General features: G+C 45.7%; 21 protein-coding genes and 1 other annotated feature. Of the genes, 18 read left to right on the top strand and 3 right to left on the bottom strand.

Annotation, left to right across the window (positions count from 1 at the left end):
* The first annotated feature begins 24 nt into the window (after positions 1 to 24).
* The 6 genes from MNQ98_RS22375 to MNQ98_RS22350 all read left to right on the top strand — a co-directional run bounded on the left by MNQ98_RS22375 (position 25) and on the right by MNQ98_RS22350 (position 6,149).
* Complete coding sequence (locus MNQ98_RS22375; protein WP_241930220.1) at positions 25 to 1,617, top strand: FAD-dependent oxidoreductase; 1,593 nt, start codon at positions 25 to 27, stop codon at positions 1,615 to 1,617.
* 313 nt (positions 1,618 to 1,930) lie between these two features.
* A complete protein-coding gene (locus MNQ98_RS22370) occupies positions 1,931 to 2,635 on the top strand; it encodes an N-acetylmannosamine-6-phosphate 2-epimerase (protein ID WP_241930219.1) in 705 nt (234 codons plus the stop codon).
* A 48-nt stretch (positions 2,636 to 2,683) separates the two neighbouring features.
* Positions 2,684 to 3,625, top strand: coding sequence for an ROK family protein (locus MNQ98_RS22365; protein WP_241930218.1), 942 nt, complete (start codon positions 2,684 to 2,686; stop codon positions 3,623 to 3,625).
* Between the two features lie 123 nt (positions 3,626 to 3,748).
* The gene (locus MNQ98_RS22360; RefSeq protein ID WP_481856662.1) at positions 3,749 to 4,615 is read left to right on the top strand and encodes a MurR/RpiR family transcriptional regulator; all 867 of its coding nucleotides are present in this window, start codon (positions 3,749 to 3,751) and stop codon (positions 4,613 to 4,615) included.
* Positions 4,616 to 4,787: 172 nt separating this feature from the next.
* Complete coding sequence (locus tag MNQ98_RS22355) at positions 4,788 to 5,012, top strand: WYL domain-containing protein (protein WP_241930217.1); 225 nt, start codon at positions 4,788 to 4,790, stop codon at positions 5,010 to 5,012.
* Positions 5,013 to 5,192: 180 nt separating this feature from the next.
* Positions 5,193 to 6,149 carry a 3'-5' exoribonuclease YhaM family protein gene (locus MNQ98_RS22350; RefSeq protein WP_241930216.1) on the top strand — a complete coding sequence of 319 codons (957 nt, stop codon included), beginning with the start codon at positions 5,193 to 5,195 and terminating at the stop codon, positions 6,147 to 6,149.
* Here MNQ98_RS22350 and MNQ98_RS22345 read toward each other — a convergent pair whose 3' ends face one another.
* Complete coding sequence (locus MNQ98_RS22345) at positions 6,150 to 7,100, bottom strand: linear amide C-N hydrolase (protein ID WP_241930215.1); 951 nt, start codon at positions 7,098 to 7,100, stop codon at positions 6,150 to 6,152.
* Complete coding sequence (locus MNQ98_RS22340) at positions 7,100 to 7,594, bottom strand: helix-turn-helix domain-containing protein (protein ID WP_241930214.1); 495 nt, start codon at positions 7,592 to 7,594, stop codon at positions 7,100 to 7,102. The genes MNQ98_RS22345 and MNQ98_RS22340 overlap by 1 nt, the downstream gene beginning before the upstream one ends.
* A gap of 609 nt (positions 7,595 to 8,203) precedes the next feature.
* On the opposite strand from MNQ98_RS22340, the gene MNQ98_RS22335 reads away from it, so the two are divergent.
* The 11 genes from MNQ98_RS22335 (at position 8,204) to MNQ98_RS29660 (ending at position 20,510) form a co-directional block, all read left to right on the top strand.
* Positions 8,204 to 9,274: a bifunctional 3-deoxy-7-phosphoheptulonate synthase/chorismate mutase gene (locus MNQ98_RS22335; RefSeq protein ID WP_241930213.1), complete on the top strand. Its 1,071-nt coding sequence runs from the start codon at positions 8,204 to 8,206 to the stop codon at positions 9,272 to 9,274.
* 82 nt (positions 9,275 to 9,356) lie between these two features.
* Positions 9,357 to 9,586: a binding site (T-box leader), on the top strand.
* A gap of 93 nt (positions 9,587 to 9,679) precedes the next feature.
* On the top strand, positions 9,680 to 11,221 hold the full coding sequence (locus MNQ98_RS22330; protein WP_241930212.1) for a 2-isopropylmalate synthase: 1,542 nt from the start codon (positions 9,680 to 9,682) through the stop codon (positions 11,219 to 11,221).
* 238 nt (positions 11,222 to 11,459) lie between these two features.
* Positions 11,460 to 11,624, top strand: coding sequence for a YbaK/EbsC family protein (locus MNQ98_RS22325; RefSeq protein ID WP_241930211.1), 165 nt, complete (start codon positions 11,460 to 11,462; stop codon positions 11,622 to 11,624).
* A 117-nt stretch (positions 11,625 to 11,741) separates the two neighbouring features.
* On the top strand, positions 11,742 to 12,518 hold the full coding sequence (locus tag MNQ98_RS22320) for a MerR family transcriptional regulator (RefSeq protein WP_241930210.1): 777 nt from the start codon (positions 11,742 to 11,744) through the stop codon (positions 12,516 to 12,518).
* Positions 12,508 to 13,410 carry an alpha/beta fold hydrolase gene (locus MNQ98_RS22315; RefSeq protein ID WP_241930209.1) on the top strand — a complete coding sequence of 301 codons (903 nt, stop codon included), beginning with the start codon at positions 12,508 to 12,510 and terminating at the stop codon, positions 13,408 to 13,410. Before MNQ98_RS22320 ends, MNQ98_RS22315 begins: the two co-directional genes overlap by 11 nt.
* A 332-nt stretch (positions 13,411 to 13,742) precedes the next feature.
* The gene (locus MNQ98_RS22310) at positions 13,743 to 14,783 is read left to right on the top strand and encodes a LacI family DNA-binding transcriptional regulator (protein WP_241930208.1); all 1,041 of its coding nucleotides are present in this window, start codon (positions 13,743 to 13,745) and stop codon (positions 14,781 to 14,783) included.
* 715 nt (positions 14,784 to 15,498) lie between these two features.
* Positions 15,499 to 16,458, top strand: coding sequence for an ABC transporter permease (locus MNQ98_RS22305; RefSeq protein WP_241930207.1), 960 nt, complete (start codon positions 15,499 to 15,501; stop codon positions 16,456 to 16,458).
* 18 nt (positions 16,459 to 16,476) lie between these two features.
* On the top strand, positions 16,477 to 17,361 hold the full coding sequence (locus MNQ98_RS22300; protein WP_241930206.1) for a carbohydrate ABC transporter permease: 885 nt from the start codon (positions 16,477 to 16,479) through the stop codon (positions 17,359 to 17,361).
* Between the two features lie 49 nt (positions 17,362 to 17,410).
* Positions 17,411 to 19,033: an extracellular solute-binding protein gene (locus MNQ98_RS22295; RefSeq protein ID WP_241930205.1), complete on the top strand. Its 1,623-nt coding sequence runs from the start codon at positions 17,411 to 17,413 to the stop codon at positions 19,031 to 19,033.
* A 34-nt stretch (positions 19,034 to 19,067) separates the two neighbouring features.
* Complete coding sequence (locus MNQ98_RS22290) at positions 19,068 to 20,339, top strand: Gfo/Idh/MocA family protein (RefSeq protein WP_241930204.1); 1,272 nt, start codon at positions 19,068 to 19,070, stop codon at positions 20,337 to 20,339.
* A 39-nt stretch (positions 20,340 to 20,378) separates the two neighbouring features.
* On the top strand, positions 20,379 to 20,510 hold the full coding sequence (locus MNQ98_RS29660) for a hypothetical protein (protein ID WP_277883685.1): 132 nt from the start codon (positions 20,379 to 20,381) through the stop codon (positions 20,508 to 20,510).
* An 11-nt stretch (positions 20,511 to 20,521) separates the two neighbouring features.
* Here the strand turns inward: MNQ98_RS29660 and MNQ98_RS22285 are convergent, their stop codons facing one another.
* Complete coding sequence (locus MNQ98_RS22285) at positions 20,522 to 21,715, bottom strand: oxalate decarboxylase family bicupin (protein WP_241930203.1); 1,194 nt, start codon at positions 21,713 to 21,715, stop codon at positions 20,522 to 20,524.
* Between the two features lie 258 nt (positions 21,716 to 21,973).
* Here MNQ98_RS22285 and MNQ98_RS22280 point away from each other — a divergent pair, with 258 nt between their 5' ends.
* On the top strand, positions 21,974 to 23,932 hold the full coding sequence (locus MNQ98_RS22280) for a stalk domain-containing protein (protein WP_241930202.1): 1,959 nt from the start codon (positions 21,974 to 21,976) through the stop codon (positions 23,930 to 23,932).
* Positions 23,933 to 23,940: the final 8 nt, after the last annotated feature.

Here is a 23,940-nt window from a genome sequence, read left to right as displayed (position 1 = left end):
CGCCGGAGAAGGAGCCAGCGAGAGATGAATAACGAGCGAATGACAGACGTCGTCGTCCTAGGCGGCGGGTTGGGCGGATGCATGGCCGCATTGGCTGCAGCCAAAATGGGCGTGCGTGTGATCATGACAGAGGAGACGGATTGGCTCGGCGGTCAGCTGACAAGTCAGGCGGTTCCGCCGGATGAACATCAGTGGATCGAGGAATTCGGCTGCACAGAGACGTATCGCGAGTTTCGAGACCGGGTGCGTGCTTATTATCGAGAGAACTATCCGATGTCAGAGGAAGCGAAGAATAATGAACTGCTTAATCCCGGCAACGGTTGGGTAAGCCGCTTATGCCATGAGCCGAAGGTGGCGTTGCGCGTCATCGAGGATATGTTGGCCCCGTATGTGAACAGCGGCCGTATCACGGTATTGTATCATTTCAGACCAACTGCAGCCTCAGTGGACGAGGATCAGATAGAGAGTGTAACCGTTACACATATAAGCTCAGGTGAAGAAGTTGTACTAAGGGGATCATACTTCCTCGATGCTACGGAATGCGGAGATGTGCTGCCATTAGCTGGGGTTGAATATGTGATAGGTGCGGAGTCCAAGCATGAGACAGGGGAGCCGCATGCGCTTGAAGAGGCAAATCCGCTCGATATGCAGTCGATTACCCATGTGTTTGCACTCGATTATGTAGAGGGTGGCGATTTCACAATTGAGAAGCCTGAGCAATATGATTTCTGGCGCAAGTTCGTACCGAAGCATACGAATATTCCGCTGTTAAGCTGGTACGCGAACGATACGGATGACGCGGAGAAAATGAAGGAGTTCGCCCTATTTCCAGGCAGCACGGACGCTTCCGGGCGGGAGTTGCTGTCGCTGTGGACGTATCGTCGTATCATCGATCCGGCTTTATTTGAGCCTGGGCTATATGAAGGTGATATCACCTTGATTAACTGGCCGCAGAACGATTATTTCTTGGGTTCAATTATTGACGTTCCTGAAGCGGAACGGGAGGAGCATCTGGCGAGTGCTAGACAATTAAGCCTCTCATTGATCTACTGGCTCCAGACCGAGACGCCTCGCCCAGACGGAGGAAGAGGGTATCCGGGCATCCGGCTGCGCACGGACGTACTGGGTACGGAGGACGGACTGGCGAAATATCCGTATATTCGCGAGTCGCGCCGGATTAAAGCGATGTATACCATTACTGAGCAGGATGTCAGTAAGGAAATCCGCGGTGAACAAGGGATTTGCCGTTACGATGATAGCGTCGGAGTAGGCAGCTACCATCTAGATGTTCATCTGACGACCGTCACGAACCGGACATTCTATATTCCGAACTATCCGTACGAGATTCCGCTTGGTGCGTTACTGCCGATCCGGGTCAAGAATTTGCTTCCCGCTTGTAAAAATATCGGCACCACTCAAATCACGAACGGATGCTACCGCCTCCACCCGACAGAATGGAATATTGGGGAATCGGTCGGTTATTTAGCGGCCTATGCGCTACAGAATCAAGTGACGCCGCATGAGGTACATGCCAATTCGGAGCATCTTCAGGCCTATCAAGCGCTGATTCAAAGGCAAGGGGTCCAAATCCACTGGCCGGACGATCTGGTTCTTTAACACCGATAGAGTAGAATAAATCAGCAGACAGCCACTCTATTGATAATAAGGGGTGGCTGTTTGCTGATTCTAAGGAAATGGAAGAGTACGTACCCATGCCTTATTATCTCTGACGAGTCAGGGGACAGGCCTTTTGATCCTTTTTTTGATTCGATCTAGATTATCTGCTCAAAGGGTGTTTACAAAGAACATGTATCTGCTATAATCGAAGAAAATAACCATCATTAAAATGAAATGTGGAGATAATATCCACGCAAAATGTACTACATATTACACAATGAATACCATTTCTTGTTATATGGAGGTTTGCACTATGTTACATTCAATTATTCAAACTTTAAAAGGCGGACTTATTGTTTCCTGTCAAGCTCTTGAGGTAGAACCATTCTACGGAAGTGATTATATGGCCCGCTTTGCTCTAGCGGCTGAAATGGGCAAGGCGGTAGGGATCAGGGCGAATACGCCTCAAGATATTAGAGCGATAAAAAAGGTGACGAATTTGCCGGTTATCGGCTTATGGAAGAAGGAGTATACCGGTTCTGACGTTTACATAACTCCTACCTTAACAGAGGTTGAAGGTATAATCGCTGCTGGAGCCGATATTGTCGCTACGGATGCTACATTACGCAATAGGCCGGGGAATGTTTGTCTTGCGGATTTGGTTAAAGAAATAAGGGAGAAGCACCAAGTACTATTAATGGCAGATGTATCTTCTGTAGCAGAAGGAGTAGAGGCGGAGAGATTGGGTTTTGATCTTATTTCTACTACGCTATCTGGTTATACAGCCTACAGCCCGCAGAGTGAGGAACCAGATATTCAATTAGTTGCTGATTTAAGTCAAATGGTTAGCATTCCCGTATTAGCTGAGGGGAGAATTCATAGTCCTGAACAGACTGTTGAGTGTCTTCGGGCCGGAGCTTACGCAGTTGTAATTGGCGGAGCCATTACCAGGCCGCAATTGATTACTAAGAAATATACTGATGCTATACTTCAATATCATAACGTTCCTGAAATTTAGTCTTTATTAATTTATTTGCAGTAGCCTTTAAACGAGGAGGTTCTATGGATGGGACATACTGGGGAAGTAGCTATAGGTCTGGATATCGGTGGAACAAACATTAAGTCGGGGATTGTAAATGCGGAGGGAGTGGTCATTCACCATTTGAATTGTCCGACGAAGGCAAATGAAGGTGGGGAAGCACTGTTAAATCGAATTGCCGAAATTACGAAGGAATTAGAAAGGTATTCAAGCAGTCAAGGATGGAAGGTAAAAGGTGTCGGCATAGGGACTGCTGGTCAAGTTAATAGTCGGACAGGCGTTGTAATGGGGGCCACAGCTAATTTGCCGGGATGGGCCGGAATGGAGCTTGGAAATCGGCTCCATTCCATGACAGGTTTGTCTGTGTTGATCGATAACGATGCGAATGCCATGGCATTCGGCGAAGCGTGGGTAGGGTCTGGAAGACAATGGAACGATTTCATCTGTGTTACCTTGGGAACGGGAGTAGGCGGTTGCCTGATCATTAATCATAGGCCGTATCAAGGACGGGATGGGTTTGCGGGAGAAATAGGCCATCATGTTATTGAGTACAGTGGTTATCCATGCAATTGCGGAAGAACAGGCTGTTGGGAACAGTATGCTTCTGTTACAGGATTGATGAGAATGGTAGAAGAAGCTGGGGCAGAGCTAAAAGGGATTAGTACCGCGGAAAGTATATTCGCATCTGCGCAGGAAGGAAACGAAGCATCTATTCACGTGCTGAGAAGATATACTCAGTATATTGCTGCTGGTCTGGCTAATATGGTCCATACATTTAATCCAGAGGGGATTGTCATTGGAGGGGCCATTACTCGGCAAGGCGATTTTTTACTTAATCCGGTTCGTGAAAGTCTGTCGCGCCAGCTGCTTCCTGTTTTTAGAGAGAGGGTTCGGGAAATTGAGGTAGTTTCGGCTTCTTTAGGAGATAATGGAGGTGTAGTAGGGGCTGTAGCAGGTTATTTTATTTGAAATTAAATTTATTATAATGTAACTTGTTATAGCATACTAGTTTGCCTTTTAAAGGAATTTGTGTATAACATAAATATAGGTTAGTCTACAGTATCATTATTTGTTAGGCAACCTGAAAGGAGAATGGATTTGTCTAACGAGCAGGGAATGGGAAAGACGTTGTTATCCATAAGAAGTCATATTAATGGATTAACCAAAACAGAACAAAAAGTTGCAAATTTTATTCTGGAAAACGCTCAGGATATCATTTATCATTCGGTGACCGAACTTGCAGAGAGAGCGGACGTCGGTGAGACGACGGTGATTCGCTTCTGCCGGAAACTGAAATTCCATGGTTTTCAGGATTTTAAATTATCTCTGGCACAAGATTTGGTTAAGCCTTCCGATCGCTTGTATAATGAAGTTACTGAAGAGGATGATGCAGCGACTTTAAACCGTAAGGTTATATCTATGCATATTGAGACGCTGGAACAAACTTCGGAACTTATTAGTTCAGATCAGTTGGAGAAGACCATTGATCTATTGACTGCAGCTAATCATATTCACTTTTTTGGAGTAGGATCTTCAGGATTGACGGCGTTACAGGCCGCGCATAGCTTCTCCAGGATTGGCAAGCAAAGCTTCGCTAAGACAGATACGCACTTTCAGGCCATGACAGCTGCATTAATGCATCCAGGAGATGTAGCAGTTGGGATATCCATTTCGGGAAGCACCAAAGATACGCTGGAGAACTTAAGCCTAGCCAAGAAAGCGGGCGCCAAAATAGTCGTTATTACCAGTAATGCGCGTTCCCCTATAACCAAACTGGCAGATATCGAACTGTTAATGGTTGCTAGAGAAAATCCATTACAAGGTAGCTCACTTGCTGCAAAGATATCCCAGCTAGCTGTTATTGATATTTTGAATGTCGGGGTTTCTTTAAAAATAAAGGATGAAGCTCTGAAATACCGCGAGATAACGGCAAAATCAATCTCTGAGAAACTGTATTAATGATTAAATCATTAATTTCAATTATAATTAGTCGATAAAATGAAAAAGCTCTCCATCGCATGGAGAGCTTTTTGTCATTCTATGGCCAGATATTAGGCATTGAAGCCGTGTTGGTGCATCCGGTCCTTAGTGGCGAAATGAATTAACAGAGCAAAAAATTGATCCATATTATTTGATTCCGCGCGACCAGCGATTCTATCAAATTGGATATTGTCATCTTGCTGAGGACATTCGCACGTTTCGATTGAGTCGTTTTCGTCAAGTTGAGATTACAAGTGACACATATGTTAAAGGTGATTTTAGTATTAAGCAATACATGAAGCTCAATCGAGCTTGTACTGAATGTGGTCCGGTGATGAATGTATTGGTTTACCCTCTAGTCTTCTCTCGTAACTAGGTTCTCCCAGAAGCAGGAAATGTGAATAAAATGTCGTAAATAGTATATAAGTTACAGGTAAAGACTTAATCATCCATCGATTAATGAATTTAACGTATCTATTGTTATATTACAGCAGTCAAATAATGATCAATAGTTGATCGTGAGAGGGAGCATCATATTGACTTCAGGGAGGAACATATGAAGCCTATTAATAAGTTGATCATTCAGGATGAATTCATCGGCTTTTACTTGCTAAAAGAACTTAATGTTAGACAGACGAGCGGCACTCCTCCGAAAGATTATTTCGACATTGTGCTCTCGGATTCGAGTGGTCAAGTCTCAGCTAAGTATTGGGATGTCACCATACAAGATAAAGAAACATTTTTTCCAATGCAATTAGTGAAGATTCAGGGTACCGTTCAAAGCTATCGAGATCAGCCTCAAGTGAAAATAAGTAAAATCCGCAAAGCCAGAGAGGACGACGGGGTTTCATTAACCGACTTTGTAAGGTCTGCCCCCATACGCCCAGTGGATTTATTACATACCATAAAGCTTACCATCCATGAGATTACCGATCATAAGATCCGAAATATTGTTCAGTTTTGTGTGGACAGGGTTGAAGAGAAGCTAATGCACTATCCCGCTGCCAAAACCTATCATCATGCCTATTTTGCCGGGCTAGCCTATCACATTGTACGCATGCTTGAAATAGGGGATTTTGTATGTAAACAACGGCCATTTCTGAATCCGGATTTATTAAAGGCGGGAATTATTCTGCATGATATCGCGAAACCGGAAGAGATGATTGCTCAGATGGGCATCGTTACCGAATACAGCAACCAAGGAAGACTTCTTGGGCATATCGTCATGGCATCCAATTGGATTGTGGAGGCTGCCGTTACATTCAACATACCTCTCGATTCCGAGATGGTACTCGGTTTACAACATCTGGTGTTATCTCATCATAACTTGGGAGAGTGGGGGAGTCCGGTTCAGCCTCAAACAGCCGAAGCCGTTGCACTGCATTATATTGATATGCTCGATGCCAAGTTGCAGATGGTGGAAGACGCCTTAGACACGACAGCTGAAACCGAACCATGGACACCCATGATTAGAGGACTAGAAAATAAGTCCATTTATCGTCTGAATGTGTAATTAACGAAATGATTCAGGATATTGGGCCAAATACTGGATCACTTCATCTGAAATTTCCCAATGGAAGATTGACGTCAACGTAGGGTCTCTAAAAAAAGAATATACGACGTTATGATTGAATTCAGTAGTATAGGTGACGAAATCTTCCTGAACATGTGAAGCTCGGAGCAATTGAAGGTCGGCTGCCACAGCGAGCGATTCATTAGAGTAATCGAAATCGGCCAGACGGATTATTCTTGTTTCATCGTTTTGACTGGTTTTCGCGTGAATCTCCATTTCGCCAGGATCGTACTCAAATCCAAAATCGATCATGTTCATGTCGAGTGTAGATTTCTTTGTTCGTTCCCATACCGTCAAAAAGCGTTCCATTGAGTTTTTCTCATATTCGTCACGGTCCGTCCAATTCCGATCTCCAGATATCATTTCCTCAACAGCTTGTAGATAAGCCGTATTTGCTATAACTGGAGTCGACAGATGATCGGTATAAATGTGCATTTGTCCGTCTAATAACTCTATAATCGCACATTCTCCACTTCGATCAGTAATCAGATAATGCAATTTGGATGTGCTCTGGTCGATTCGAATTGTTGTTACTGCTTGCAGTACTTCCTGCACAGTACCGCAAGTATCCAGCATGTATTGAATCCACTGCAATTCATTAACCGTCGGCTTATCATCCGCAGGTAGGTGTTCCGTTGACCATAACGTCGTCTGCTCTACGACGAGACCCAGCTCATTCATTCCGCCGTTGGGGTTCTCTTTACCGTTCTGGGAAATCGTTATGCTGCCATAGCGAGATACCCACGATGCAGGAACCGCCGGTGGCATCATGAGTGATGTTTTGTGAACACCTCTTTGGTTTGTAAACAGGTAGACACCATCGTAAATCACATCTTGATTTTTACAGATAACAATTTTTTCATCCTGTTTCATTTGAAATGCGGTACTCATCACTCAGCCTCCTTAATATTCAAAATGGTTAGGAGAGTGTCTAAATCACGGCTTTTAACTTGATCTAAAAAAGCATTGCATAGGCGAAGGGTTTGCGTATCGGCTTCCTTAACCATTGCAGAAAATCTGTCGATCAGGATTTGAAGCTCTTTCTCGTTTTGAAGACGTACTAATTTCTCTCGATACTCATCCTTATCTGCCGCTTTTTCGTCTGAATGCTCTAAACTTTGTTTAAGAAAAAGAATTTGAATATCTATCTTCTTTTCTCCCGTTAAGTCTTGTAAATAATGGTGTTCATCAATCAATAAACTGGCATCCATATTGAAATAATCTGCCAGGGATTGAAGTCGCTCCTTGGGAACAGGGCGTCTCTTCTTGACCCAGTCGGAAAATTGCTGCGGCGTTAATCCGACCTCTTTACATACTTTTGTGTACGAAACCTGATGAATCAATGCCAGGTATTGTAATACTGTAATGGATTGTGCGGGTTCCATGTTCATCCTCATCTCCTGTTGACATAAAATACGTCAGACATAATATACGTCAATTGTACTGGTGACATAAAATATGTCAAGGGTCTGTTGGAATATTGTGGCCTGATAGCAGTAAGATAGTCATTTCCGCAAAACTAAAATGCATTAACGCGTTAAAACAATGCCTTGCAACGACAATAACTATTGTAATACAATGCATATAATTTATATTCCCACGTAAATCCAATACAAGCGATGAAGGAAAGAGTAAGCGGAGAAAATTCCTGACAGGGACGGTATGCCACCCGACTGAAAGCATCCGAGCGAACGTTCCCGCCGAAGTTCATTCCTGAGCCGGTATTCTGATAGCTTGCGTTATGGCAGGCGGTAGGAGTACCCGTCCCCTTGCGTTAAAAGGTTCAAGTGAGATATGCGGCTATTTTGAAATATAAGAAAGTATAAGTTTTATACTTGGCTTATATTTCTCGAAGAAACGCTGTCGCTTTTTGAAAAAGACGACAAAGTTGTTTCTTCTTAGCATATCTAATAAGGGTGGTACCACGAACTCCACGTCCCTTTACGGACGGGAGTTTTTTTGTTTTCAATAGATAAAAAAAGGAGAGAGTCGGTATGAGTCAAGGAAGTTTAGAGCAGTTAAGATTACAATTGGATTCAGTAAATCTTCAGATGTTGGAACTGTTGTCGGAGCGGGCACGTATTTCCCAGGAGATCGGGCAGGAGAAACAAAAGCAGGGAGTTCCTGATTTCGATCCGGTAAGAGAGAAGAAAATGTTGGACGTAATTATTGAAAATAACAATGGCCCTTTTGATAATGAAACGGTTCGGCATTTATTTAAGCAAATTTTTCAAGCGTCGTTAAAACTCCAACAGATCGATCTAAAAAAACATTTGCTGGTCAGCCGTAAAAAGAAGAAAGAGGATACGATTATTCATCTGGGTAATACAACCGTGGGCGGTGGTAAACCAGTAATGATTGCAGGACCGTGTTCTGTCGAGAGTTATGAGCAGGTACGTACCGTTGCAGCAGCTCTTAAGGAAGCCGGCATTACCGTAATGCGGGGAGGCGCGTTCAAACCGAGAACTTCTCCTTATGATTTCCAAGGACTCGGGATTGAGGGACTAAAAATTCTAAAAGAGGTTGCGTCCGAGTTCGGACTTAAGACAATCAGTGAGATTGTAGATCCTGCTCATGTTGAGATCGCTTGTGAATACATCGATGTTATTCAAATCGGCGCCAGAAACATGCAAAACTTCGAACTCCTGAAAGCTGCGGGGGATGTGAAAACTCCGATTCTTCTCAAACGTGGTCTGGCAGCCACGATTGATGAATTTGTTCATGCTGCGGAGTACATCGTATCTCGAGGAAATACACAAGTCATGCTGATTGAACGTGGTATTCGTACGTATGAGAAGGCGACAAGAAATACATTGGACATCTCTGCTGTACCTATTCTGAAACAAGAAACTCACCTTCCGGTACTGGTCGATGTGACACATTCAACGGGACGCAAGGATATTCTGGCACCTTGTGCGAAGGCGGCTCTGGCCGCTGGTGCAGACGGTGTTATGGTTGAAGTCCATCCTGACCCAGCCACGGCGTTATCTGATGCGGCACAACAATTGAACATTCCTGAGTTCCAAGACTTCCTTGCGAATGTGAAGAAATCGGGATTGTTATAAAATCGTGCAGGTGTGTCAATTCTGGAAGATTAAGGGTTGACAAAACGCTGTCAATTCCCTAAGATAGTAATCAATTTCATATTCAAATGTTTTGATTAGAAATAGTAGAAGTGAAATGACTTTCCAGAGAGCCGTTGGCAGGTGCGAAACGGTAATGTCGTTCCCTTTGAACTCGTCTATGAACAGCTGCCTGATCATGTAGGGTCAGCCGGAGTTCCACCGTTATAGGGATAGATGGTGATGGCCATCGAAGAAGATCATTTTGTATAAAATGAATTAGAGTGGTACCGCGGGTTCAACCTCGCCTCTATACGTAGAGGCGGGGTTTTTTTTGTTGATTAAATTCCGGGTTTAATCAACCCCGCTTGATATAGATTAACTAAGATCTTCAAGGAGGAATTGCAAATGGACCGCAACATTATTGTATTGGACACTACTTTGCGCGACGGAGAACAAGTTCCGGGCGCCAAACTGAATGTACAACAGAAGGTTGAATTCGCACAGCAGTTGAAACGGTTGAACGTCGATATTATTGAAGCAGGTTTTCCTGCGTCTTCTGCAGGGGATTTTCAATCGGTTCAGGAAATTGCAAGAACCGTAGGCGACAGTGTCTCGATTACCGCACTCGCACGGGCCGTGAAGGGCGATATCGACGCCGTGTATGAAAGTATTAAGCTTGCGCAAAATCCGCTAATTCATATTGTGCTCGGCACCTCGAACATCCATGTCGAGAAGAAATTCAACCGCTCCAAGGATGCGGTGCTCCAGATGGGTGTTGATGCGGTGAAGTACGCCAAAACGCTGCTGCCTCATGTGCAGTATTCGACGGAGGATGCATCCAGATCCGATTTTGAATATCTGTGGACAACGATCGAAGCCGTTGTTAAAGCTGGAGCAACGATGATTAATGTCCCGGATACGGTCGGTTACGCTGTTCCGGATGAATTCGGTGAGCTGATCCGTAAAATTAACGAGCGCCTGAAAAACCTGGACGATAAAGTAATCCTCAGCGTGCATTGCCATAACGATCTCGGGCTGGCCACGGCCAATACACTCAGCGCTGTGAGGAACGGTGCCGAGAAAGTGGAATGCACCATCAACGGTTTAGGAGAGCGTGCTGGTAACACTTCGCTTGAAGAAGTGGTAATGGGACTAAAAGTCAGGGCAAATCACTTTAACGCTCACACCAATATTCAGTTGAAAGAGCTGATCAGAACCTCCCGGTTGCTGACTCATTTGACGGGCCTTGATGTACAGGTGAATAAGGCGATTACGGGTGAAAACGCATTTGCGCACTCCTCCGGTATTCATCAGGATGGACTTCTCAAGGATAAGCAGGTCTATGAGATTATGTCGCCGGAGGAAGTCGGTGCTGATAGTATGGAGCTGATCTTGACCGCCCGTTCCGGAAGGCACGCGTTCAAGAATGCGGTGGAGAAATTAGGTTTTGAAACAGGCGAAGGCGAAGACTTCGAAGCGCTGTTCGAGAAATTCCTGCTGCTTGCCGATGCCAAGAAGGAAGTGTATGACCATGACGTCTTTTATCTGGTGACCCAGCACCGTACCCATGAAGAAGTCAGCAGTCATCTGTATGAGCTGGATTCTTTCCAGGTCGTGACCAATGATCTGTATCCTACCGCAACTGTGAAGCTGAAAAAAGGCAGCAAGACGTACAGGGACAGCATGGTGGGTGATGGTCCGATTGATGCGCTGTACAGTGCCATTAAAACGTTGGTCGGTTTGGATGTTCAGTTAAAGGATTACAAAATCAACAGTCTGTCCAGGGGAAAAGAGGCCATCGGTCGGGTGAACATTCGCATCGAATACCAGGGCAAAATCTATTCCGGGCGTGCGATGGATACGGATATTATTAAGGCAAGCGCGTTGGCGTTCCTAAACGGAATTAACGCCGTATTGCTTGATGCCGGCCAAGACACACAGGCTTGATGCCAAAGAAGCACACCACCCTGTAGTCTCGCTGCTATAGGGTCATGATGACTATGAGCAACATTGGATAAGGAATGGGAGCGGATGAATATGGCAGCTTTAAAAGAAAGCGCGCAACGTGTGCAGAATATTCTCGAGAGCATGAGATATCGCAATCGAGTTATGGAGCTGCCGGATAGCACCCGCACTGCGGAGGAAGCCGCTGGGCGAAAAATTAAAGAAAGCGGACGCGGATTTTGTGCGGGCGAAGACGGGCTTTGTCATTGGAGGCGTAGCTCCGGTCGGGCATTTGGAGCAAATTGTGACCTTCGTCGACGAAGATCTCTTTCGATATGGAACGGTATGGGCAGCGGCGAGATTAATTGCTGTTTGTAATCGCACGAATGGATTAAAAATCATTTGAAAAAGGCTCCACAACCAAACGGCAGGAATGCCGTTTTTTTTATTTGAAGAAATTGTGGCTCCTGCTTGCACATGACGTTGCGTCATTTGCAAGAATAGGATTCAGGAGGTGAGGCAGTTGGAAGAAGCAGTGTATACGGTAGGCCAGGTGGCAGAGATTTGCGGCACGACGGTAAGAACCCTGCAGCATTACGATAAAATCGGATTGTTTGTGGCGACTCGCAGCGGAGATAAGAACAGCAGATATTATAGCGAACAAGACATGGTAAAACTCCAGCAAATTCTATTTTACAAAAATCTGGGATTCACCTTAAAAGAAATACAAGAGCTATGCTTGTCCTACGGGGATGAGAGGGATCTAAAGCGGATATTACAGCGACAGAGCGACGTTCTGTTCAAGAAAGAGATGGAATTCAGAAGTGATCGGGCCTTTATAGATGCGATGGTTGCGAGTCTGGAAACGAATCATCATATAAACCTGGAGACGATGCTGAAATTGACTGTGAATAGGAGGAAACACATTATATTGGAGTACCTGGATATGAAACTTTCCCCTGAGGCAACTCAAACTTTTGAACAACATATTCCGGATTACGGTACCGCAGTCCAAGTGTATTGGAGATGGAAAAAACTGGTTTTTGAAGTTTTCCTGCTGATTGATAATGGGATTGACCCCGGCAGCGAAGCCGGTTATGCCTTCGGTGAGAAGTGGCACTCTTTTGTTCAAAATGCCACGCAGGATAGCCAGAAGATGATAGACGCCTATAGTGAAGGTTATGCGTTAAAGAAAACCTGGCCGCAGGAAGACCGTTATCTCATGGAATATTGCGATTCTTTTATCGAAGCAGCTCATCAGTTTTATTTGAAGAAAGGAGGGACCGATCGTGAAAAATAACAACTATAAGACCGGGTGCTACCTTACTGAGACGGGAAAGGCGGAGTTTGAGGCGGCCTATGGAGATGCCATGAAGTTTCTTCCCTTACCGCTTGAAACGAAGGATATCGAGACCGCCTTTGGCCGTGTACGGATCTATCTCTTTACCAGAGAAGAACACAAGGGGAAAGAACCGCTCCTGCTCTTGCCGGGACGCTCGTCTTCCACCCCGATGTGGGAGCCGAACCTGCGTGGGCTCATGAAGGAACGGCCGGTCTATACCCTCGATCTGTTGGGAGAACCGGGAATGAGTTGTCAAACAAAGCTGATCCGTAATGCCGAGGATCAAGCCAGTTGGTTGAGTGAAGTATTGGCCGAATTGGATGTAGAAACGGTGCATCTAATAGGTGTATCCATCGGAGGCTGGACGGCCATGAATCTCGGAAGACATGCCCCTTCGAAAGTGGCGACGATCAGTTTATTGGATCCGGTCTTTGTCTTTGCGCCTCTGTCACTCAAAATGATTGCAGCTTCAATACCTGCATCCGTCCCGATGGTTCCCAGGTTTATCAGAGAGAAAATGCTAAGCTACATTTCCGGCGGGGTTAAGGCAGACGAGAGCGATCCGATTGCAAGGCTGATAGAGTTGGGCATGGCGAATTTCAAAATCAGCCTGCCGCCGCCGGATTTGATGAGCGCGGAGGATTTGAAGAAAATCAATATCCCCGTATTGGCTCTAATGGCGGAAAAAAGCACGATGCATAATTCGCGAAGAGCGGTGTTGCAAGGCAAAACCCATGTGCCGAATATCCAAATCGAGAACTGGCCGGACGCCTCCCATGCCATCAATGGCGAGTTCCCTGAAGAGGTGAATGCAAGGATACTTGCTTTTGTTCATCAGCATTCGGATTAGGCTGGATCGGGTATCCCCTCTAATCCATTCTTTGAAGTGAACTATAGACGGCCGCGGTGCCGTTTTTTTTGTATTTTGGATCAGATAGAAGTAACGCTTAGCTTAGGAAACACATGCGATCTGAAGAAAGTACATGTTAATTGATGGGAAATGGATGGAACCGCCCCCTCTTGTCAAAGGCTCCATAATGGAGCGGAAACACCGGTGGGTGTGGAGACTCGTTGTGCAACGGTTTGGACATCAATTTGACGCTCCAAAATGACAAAGTTTATGCTATGATCAATGGATGGGCGGAAAATTTGGTTCCAAATTTTGCGAAGGAGGAGATGCGATTGGCTAAACTTAAAGATATCGCCGAGCGGGTCGGGGTATCCATATCTACGGTTTCGCGGGCAATCAGTAACGATGCAAGCCGTCCGGTCAGCGAAGAAACTAAGCAAAAAATCCGGGAAGCGGCACTTGAAATTGGATATAAACTACATGAACCATCCAGAAACGGAAATGATAACAACGCAGTAGCGATCAAGCGGATCGCTTGTATCGTTCCCCAACTCCTGATGGACGACCATCCTTATTTCTCCAAGGTTTTAGCAGGTTTTCATAAAAAAATGGAGGAGCTCGGGCAGCCTCCAGCCATTGTTCGTACATGCGAGGAAGTTGGTGATGCGGAAAAAATACGGCTGATGCTGAGGGAGACAGGGGCTCAGGGGATTGTTGCTATCAGTTGGTACGACGAGGAGCTGTTTGAACAGATACAGCAGGACGGTGTTGCGATCATGGGGGTGAGCCTGAATGATGAGCGGCTGACGGTACCTGTCGTAGACTGTGACCGCATCCTTTCGGCGAGGGCAGCGGTACGCCACTTGATTGACCAAGGACATACGCGGATCGCTTATATCGGGGGCCCCGCATATTCCAAGCAGATGGAGAGCGAAGAACGGTTTGTCGGTTATAAATTTGCGATGCTGGAAGCCAACCTGCAACTGCGGGAGGAGTGGCTGATGAATAGCGGCTGGAATGTGGATCGAAGCTTTAGTAAGATGTCCGAGCTTCTTGGACGGCTTCCAAAAGCGGAATGGCCGACCGCTGTTTTTTGTGCCAGTGATATGCTGGCCATTCCGGCCATGCGTGCCGTTATTGAGAATCATGGCAGCATACCGGAGGATATCGCGATTGTAGGTATGGACAATATTGATGTAGCCCAGTATACGACTCCGCCGCTAACCTCCGTTTCCGTTCCCAAGTACGAAATCGGCAGGGTAGCTGCAAAATCCATCGTGGATTATTTGGATGGACATTACCCGATGGCGACCAAAATATTGCTGCCGTGCTCCCTTATTATCCGGGAATCCTCCAGCTTCTCCAGAATTTAAAATTTACATTACATGTACATTTATATTACATATAATGATAATTATATGATCAAAAAGCAGCTGTCGGTGTGAAAACCGGCGGCTGCTTTTTGCATTCTCAACCAAAAATCAGGAGTGTGTTGCGCCAAAACAATCCAAAAAAGTGTTTGACAATACATTTTGGCTATATTATTATGAGTGAAAATCAAAGAGACATTTGGTAAGTCTTTTTAGATTTGGAATCGATATATACTACCCTTCGTTCAAATTAACTCTTATTATAATTTCGCTTTCATTCCTTTTATAAAAGGGTATTTCAGAATAGATGCCATTCCTCATATTGAAGATATAAGTCCTTGTATTGCAGGGGATTTGTGTTCCGTATACCAACTATACTCCAAATACAATCCAATTTTATCTCGTGATTTGTCTGAAATAAATCCAAAATTGTATAATAACATCCGAATCCTTCGGGTTTTATTTATAGATTGATTTCGCGTTATTATATCTTACATACAATGCGTCGGAAATACCGCAATCCACCAACCTGTGACTTAGCGGTAGCCGAAGAGCATGACAGATGCCAAAAAAATAAGGGGGGCATTAACGAGACATAACATGCTTAAACGCTGCAGGGAAGAGAAGGTCTTCCGCTACAAGAGGCTGGGAATGTATGCAATGTTGACATCTCCTGGCTGAATCGATGTCCACAAATACATACCCGAGGTGATGCTCATTGGCTAATACGACCGTACAGCCCGCAGTAAATGCGGTACCCGAAACAAAATGTAAGCGCTTTAAGAGGAATCGTATTTTACGTAATTGGCAGCTTTATGTGCTTATTTCTCCCGTCATTGCCTACTACATCCTGTTCCAGTATGTTCCGATGTATGGGATCCAGATCGCCTTTAAGGATTTCATAGCAACTCAAGGAATTTGGGGCAGTCCGTGGGTCGGATTTGAGCACTTTGATCGGTTTTTCAACAGTTATTATTTCTGGCGTCTGATCAAAAATACGCTCGGTATTGGCTTATACAGCCTTGCTGTTGGATTTCCGATTCCTATTATTTTGGCTTTGCTCATGAATGAGATCCGAGCTGAAAGATTCAAAAAATTCGTGCAGACGATAACTTATGCTCCGCATTTTCTGTCCACTGTGGTAGTTGTCGGGATGATGATGATCTTTCTGTCACCCCGTTACGGCATCATCAATCATTTTATTGAAATGTTTGGAGGCCAGCCGATCAATTTCATGACCGAGCCATCCTGGTTCAAGTCATTATACGTTCTGTCAGATGTGTGGCAGACCATGGGCTGGAGCTCCATTATTTATTTGGCAGCCCTTGCCGGAATTGATAACCAACTGCATGAAGCTGCGCGTGTAGATGGTGCGACACGGCTTCAGCGCATATGGCATATTAACATACCCGGTATTATGCCAACGATTATCATTCTTCTGATTTTGAACATGGGGAGTATCATGGGTATCGGTTTCGAGAAGGTGCTCCTGATGCAAAACAATCTGAACATGGAGAGCTCCGATATTATTGCCACCTATGTCTACCGAATGGGGATTCAGAATGCCGAATACAGCTTCTCGGCAGCGATCGGATTGTTCAATTCCATCATCAATTTTGTCCTGCTGGTTGTTGTGAACTTTATTTCGAAGCGCGTGAGCGAGACAAGTCTTTGGTAAAGAGGGGAGAGTTGAACCATGCAAATTGAATCCAGAGGGGACCGCATTTTTAATGTTATCAACTATTCGATTCTGATCTTGGTCACCATCATCGTCATGTACCCGCTGGTCTTTGTGCTCAGTGCATCGTTTAGCGATCCGCAGGCGGTTCTCCGGGGCGAAATGATGCTGTGGCCAAAGGGGATCAATCTGAACTCATACGAGAAAATATTTCAGAACAAGGATATTATTAGCGGATTTACCAACACGCTTGTTTATACATCGCTTGGCACGCTGATTAACCTCACGATGACTATCCTAGCGGCCTATCCGCTGTCCCGGAAAGACTTTGTCGGGCGAAATGCCATCATGGCTCTACTTGTCTTTACGATGTTTTTCAGCGGTGGTCTGATTCCGACATATTTGCTTATCAAGAACCTCGGCATGCTGAATTCGCTCTGGGTTATGATTATTCCGAATGCGGTATCCATCTGGAACATCATCATTATGAGGACCTTCTTCCAGCAGTCCATACCAGGCGAACTGCAGGAGGCAGCGACTATCGATGGATGCTCGAACATCAAAATTTTGACCCGGATTATCCTGCCGCTCTCCATGCCGATTATCGCGGTGACTATTTTGTTCTATGCGGTCGGTCATTGGAATGCTTTTTTCAATGCACTGTTGTATTTGTCAGATAAAGATAAATTCCCGCTGCAGCTGATCCTTCGTGAAATCCTGATACAGGGACAAACGAATGATATGGTCAAAATGTCGACGGAATCGGCGATTAAGCAGCAAAGGGAAGTGGAGGGTATTAAATACGCCGTGCTGGTCGTTGCGAATATCCCGATGCTGGCGCTCTATCCGTTCCTTCAGCGGTATTTTGTCAAAGGCGTTATGATCGGGGCCATCAAAGGATAATTCCTTGTATGGATATAGTGTTGGAACATAAAAAAGGGGAGGAAATCGAATGAAGCTTAAGCAATGGGTAAATCTTCTGTTGAGCTGCATGTTGTCAGTATCATTGGTGGTGGGCTGCAGTTCCAATGGTTCAGGAGGAACGAAAGAACCGGATTCAACGGGGGAAGCCGCGGCCAAGATTAACGAGACGGGATTTCCGATTGTAAATGACAAGATTACGGTGACAGGTTTTGCCGGAAAGTTCTTTGCCAATGCCGACTGGAACAACATTAAGTTGTGGCAGGAATATGAAAAAATGACGAACGTTCATGTGCAGTGGGAAACGGTGCAGAAAGACAATTTGGCAGAAAAGCGTAATCTACTGCTCGCCGGCGGTGATTATCCGGAAATATTCTACGCTTCCGCATTCCCAAGAGCTGACCTGCTGAAGTACGGCAAACAGGGAGCATTTATACCGATGAATGATCTGATAGATAAATACGCGCCGAATTTTAAAGCGTTGATGGAGAAGTACCCTGTCATCGAGAAGGGGATTACGATGCCGGACGGTAATATTTACGGGCTGCCGACACTATTCGATCCGGAGTTCAGATCGGTGCTGTACGGAACGCCTTGGGTGAAGTCGGAGTGGCTCACGAAGCTCGGTATTGCGGAGCCGCAGACGCTGGATGACTTTTATAACATGCTGAAGGCATTTAAGGAGAACGATCCGAACGGAAACGGCCAGAAGGATGAATATGCCTGGGGTGGTGTCAAAACTACCGGCATCGTGAACTATTTGCGCGGTTCGTTTGGCCTCAATTATCATGGAACCTCGAATATTAACGTTGATACCGATCCGGAGAGCGGAAAGGTCCGTTTCATACCGTCTGACCCACGATACAAAGAACTGCTTCAGTTCGTGAACAAGCTGTACAAGGACGGCCTGTTGGAGCAGGATATCATGTCCGTTAAAAGCACTGAAGTGGACGCAAAAGGGATGGAAGGGCTCCTCGGGGTTGTAGATAACGTGGACCCGGTCGCCATTTACAACCAGGAGGGCTATGTCGGACTGCCGGTACTGAAGGGGCCGCACGGAGATCAGATGTTCAGTGCCACAGGCTCACCACTTGGGAATATCGGGATGTTTGTCTTGACAGATAAAGCGAAGAATCCGGAGGCGTTGATCCGCTGGATGGATTACTTCTACAGTGATGAAGGTATCCGAATGTTCTTTATGGGCTGGAAAGACGAGACGTATACGGAAGATGCAGACGGTAATGTGGATTACGTGGACGATATCAAGAATAATCCGGGCGGACTTAATCTGGACCAGGCGGTAGGGCAGTACCTAATTTGGCCTGGCGGATACTATCCTGGTTTTGTATCGCAGAAGTATTTTAAAGGAGCGGAAGGGTTGCCGACGTCCGTAGAAAATGCGAAAAAAGCCGAGCCATACGTCATACCTCAAGACAAGATCTGGCCGCCGTTTAACTTTACAGCTGATGAACAGTCTGAGCTTACAGGCATCCAGGCAGACATTAACACGTACGTGGAGGAGATGAGTGATAAATTTATATCTGGCAATGAGTCCTTTGATAACTGGGACCAATATGTAGCTACTCTGCAAAAAATGGGGCTGGACCGCTACCTGGCCATTTACCAGTCCGCGGCAGACCGATACACCAAATAATGATGTGTATTTGAACATAAAGGAGCGACACGACATGACTCAAATCAATGCCGTATTGATCGGGGCAGGAGCACGCGGCGCCGGGGGCTATGCCCCCTATGCCCTGGATTACCCGCATGAACTGACCTTTGTAGCTGTTGCCGAGGCCGATCCGGCGCGGAGAATCCGGTTTGCCGAGAAGCACGGGATCCCCCCTGAACGGTGCTATGAATCTTGGGAGCCGCTGTTGGCAGAGTCTCGGATGGCCGATATCGCGGTAATTTGCACGCAGGACCGTATGCATTATGGTCCCACGATGCAGGCTTTAGAGAAAAAGTACCACGTGCTTCTGGAGAAACCAATGTCTCCGGATCCGAAGGAATGTCTGGAGATGGAGCAGGCAGCTGTTGATAACGACCGGCTGCTGACCATATGCCATGTTCTGAGGTACACCCCTTTTTGGAGTACCATCAAACGGGTGATTCAGCAGGGAACTATTGGAGAGATCGCTTCGATCCAGCTGAACGAGAATGTGGGGTATTGGCATATTGCACACAGCTTTGTAAGGGGGAACTGGAATAATTCCGACAAGGCCAGTCCGATGATTCTGGCCAAATCCTGTCATGACATGGATGTGCTGTCTTGGCTGATGGAACGCCCATGCACACAGGTCGCCTCCTTTGGCTCATTGATGCATTTCCGTGAGGAGCAGGCGCCCGAAGGATCGACTGACCGCTGTATGGATTGCAAGGTGGAATCCACCTGCCCGTATTCGGCACCCCGGTTTTATTTGAGTAATGAGTACAAAGGATGGGCAGGGCATTTTACCCAGGAGCTAACCAAGGCGAACATTATTCAGGGACTTCGTGAAACGGACTATGGCCGCTGTGTGTATCGGAGTGATAACAATGTGGTCGATCATCAGGTTGTCAATATGGAGTTTGAGGGCGGTGCTACCGCCATGTTCAGCATGTGTGGGTTTACGTATGAACAGGAACGCAGAATTCAGATCATGGGGACCCGTGGAGAGCTCCGGGGAGAGGAAGGGAAAATCACGGTCTTCGATTTTTTAACAGGACAAAAAACGGAGATCACGATTCCTTCACAGTCCAGCGGACATGGCGGGGGCGACAGCGGTATTGTTGCCAGCTTCCTTAATGAGGTCCGTAACTATAACGGGCAGGAGACTCTGACATCGGCCAGTGCTTCTGTACGGAGCCATCTCATTGCGTTCGCTGCGGAGAAATCTCGGTTGAATCACGGCCAATCCATTAATCTGAATGAATATGCACAGGAATTGATGGCAAAAGAAGAGACAACAAAGTAAACCGAGAACTATATTAAAATTACACTATATGAAAAATTCATGATGGATAAGACAGAAGAAGCTGCTGATCTTAAGGTCGCGGCTTCACAGTCCATGCGAAGAATAATGAATGAAACGCCGCTACGTGATCGTAGCGGCGTTTTTGCGAGAACTGAAGTAAAAGCAGACTAAGAGGATGTCAACTATTTAGGATAATAAGTATAAGGGGGATACTTAACGACCGGGGATTTCTCCTTACGCAAAGCGTCTAGTGTATGGGGCCCGAGATGAAGATTGTTCTGTACAAGATCTCGAGGTGTAAGTGCCATCCACTGGTTTAAAGAAATATCTTCGAACTGGTCGCTTTTGAATATCTCCAAGAACCATAATGTTTCATGTCCAGTATTCTGAATGTAGTGTCCGAATGCAAGAGGTACATAACCGACGTCTCCAGCACGGAAATCAAATGTCCTTGCCGCTCCGTTACCGGCAAACACGGTCATTCGTCCTTGTCCTGTAAGGTAATATTGCCATTCATCATTGTTCGGATGCCAGTGAAGCTCTCGCATCGCACCGGGCTCAATTTCGACCAGAGCAGCGGCAACGGTTGTTGATATCGGAAAATTGGTGGAGTCCACAATTCGTACGCTTCCGCCTGACATCTTCAGAGGAGGCTGGGCTAACAGCTGATGGCTGAAGCTAAGTGGAACGGTCCCATAGGGAGATTGAACAGCTTGATTTTCCGCAGGTTTTGGAACTTCGGATTGAAAAATATAAACCTGATCTGATGGGATGCAGTCAAAGTCACTTTCGGGAACACCGAAATTTGCGGACAGCACATCCTTGGGGGTATGGGCGAACCAATCGGAGATAGACAAAGTGTTAAGATCAGAAAAATGCCCGTCATCGAACACGAGTAGGAACTCGCATCCTTCGGCCAACCCCTGAATGGAATGTGGTAATCCCGCGGGGAAATACCACAAATCTCCTGGACCGACATCTGTAATAAAGTTTCGACCATTTTGATCCACAGCCGTTATTTGTGCACGGCCCCATATCATGTAAGCCCACTCTGCTTGTTGATGCCAATGAAGTTCGCGTACTCCGCCTGGTGTTAAGCTCATATTTACCCCCGCGAGCGTAGTGGCAATCGGAAGTTCGCGTATCGTAATTTCTCTTGACCAACCGCCATGATTGAGCTGCATATGCGCGTCGGAGAATGACATTCTTAGATTAGGCAGCAAACCCGCATCTGTAACTGGCGGAACTAACAGATCCGGATTTTGGATGTCCCTCATAATATCACGTGGACCGAAGTCAGGCCCGCCGGTACCATTTTTCCGAATTGGCTGTGGAACGATAAAAGGTTTTCCGTTATTTCGGGATGACTGTCTCATGGATCTGGACCCTCCAATATACGAACATCAAATTAATCAAATCTTATAAGGTATTTAATATGAGCAATGGCTTGACCATTATGATGTTGAGAAATGTCTTCTTCCAGGTCTAATGGCAGATAAAGTTAATACATGGCATATTGAATGTACAAATATTTAAAGCGGAAGTATGCACGAAGTAGCGGAGGAAAACCTCTTATTTTGTCGAATAATCAACTATGTTGAAAAATATTCCAAAACTTGAAAGGGGTTATATTGTTGAGGAAGACGTTATATCATATCATTTTGATCGGTTTGCTGCTTGGCTTAGGTTCAGTCACTTGGACAGCCGGGCAAGCTTCCGCTGCGGACGCTTCTCCCCAGATTAAAGACATCATAGGCAAGAAAACATTATTGATGGAAGACGGCAGCATGTGGTCATTAATTAATGGTAACCAGGTTATTCGCACTCCGGGGAATATCGCATCGATTCACGGTACGGAGTACGAGGGCATGGGAGTGACCAGCGATGGCAAGCTGATTCAGTGGGACATAGGAATGGCTCCACATGTTGTGAAGGACCAGACAGGAGTCAAGCAGGTGGCGGGTAATACATGGCTTAAGACGGACGGAACCGTTTGGCACAGTACAGGTAAAATAAAAGAACTCAACAGCATCTCGTTAATCAGTTACAGAGATCGGGAATTTGCGGCTTTGACCCAAAATGGTGATGTGCTGTTGGAAGACTCCTATAAACCGGGATCTTATAAGAAGCTGGGTACGATATCGGATGCGGCCTTCGTTACAGCTCTTACGGTACATGATAGCCGTGTCGCCTTGTTGTACAACAGCGGTAAAGTTGTTGTGTACGAAGTCCACAACTTTGATGATAACGGCAAAATTATCCCGGTTACGATTGCAGAAGACGCCGTTCATATCGTGTATACTTCGGGAGACCCAACAGATCAATTACTGGTAACTCGTAAGGATGGTACGGTCTGGACTACAGGGAATTACAAGGATCGTTGGAAGCTGGCCAAACAGGTGCCTGGGCTGAATGATATAGAGAAGACAGCGGCTTTGGACAATTCCGAGAAGTTTTATGCGAAACGCAGCGGCGGTAGCTGGGTGATGTTCGACAAGGGGGATGTAAAGCCCGTCGACGTGCCAAGTGTAAAAAAATTGGATGTGTCTTTCTCTGATCTGAAGCCGTTTGTGGGCGATAAACTAAATGTCAGCATACAGGAAACATACACAAATGGAGCGAAAATCAAAGTTCCTGCTAGTAAGGCAAACATTGAGGTTGAAAAGCCGCATTTGCTTCAATTACAGTCGAACGACACGCTCAAAGTTCTCGGTGTAGGCGAGACGAAAGTCACGATAACTTCAAATGACATATCGAAAACCGTGACCGTATCCGCCAGTCTGCGTAATAACCTGAAATATTCCAAGCAGGCTGACGGCATCGTGTTTGTGCCTGCTAAATCGGTATTTCAAGCATTAGGCGGCACCGCTTCTTCATCAGGCGGGGGATTGGATGTGAAGCTCGGCGATACAAGTCTGTCGTTTAAGGCGGGCGATACCCAAGCCAAGCTGAACGGACAAGCAATCCAATTAAAAGCGGCTCCTATAAATGATAAACAAGGGACCTTAATCCCTGTCTCACTGTTGTCAGACGCTCTAGGGGCTAGTATCAAATGGGATAGCAAGTTTAAGCAGGCTGAAATTTCTTTTGGAGAAGCAAGTATGACTGTTGTGTCCTCCGAAACGGCATCGTTAATCAAGAAAGCGGCCCAAGGCAGTCTATCCAGATTTATTGGAAAAACCTATTGGATTAACTATTTCCAAGGATGGGAACGTTTCTCGAAAGTTACAGTAACCGATATTGTACCGGATGACACAGGATCTTTCACGATTCTTTTTAGATCTGCAAAAGGTAAAACTTTGAAGAGCTATTCTATGTCATCTTCCAACGTTTCACAGCTGCTTGGTGATGAGACATATTTTTACAAGTTTGATCCGTACAAGAAATATAAATGGTCCGCATCCACCTGGAAACTGATAAAAGCTGAACAAGTATCTCTCGGCATGACGAAAGATCAAGTCCGGATGTCAATCGGGAATCCAGGCAGCAAGAGTGTTACTGCCATTAACGGCCATAAGATTGAGATATGGGAATACAGCAACTTTGATACTGTTTCTTTCGTTAACGGTAAGGTGTTTTTGATAATTATGTGATGATAAAA

The organism is Paenibacillus sp. N3/727 (genome assembly GCF_022637315.1).
Classification (GTDB): Bacteria; Bacillota; Bacilli; order Paenibacillales; family Paenibacillaceae; genus Paenibacillus_AQ; species Paenibacillus_AQ uliginis.
This window is presented reverse-complemented; position numbering and strand designations above follow the sequence as displayed.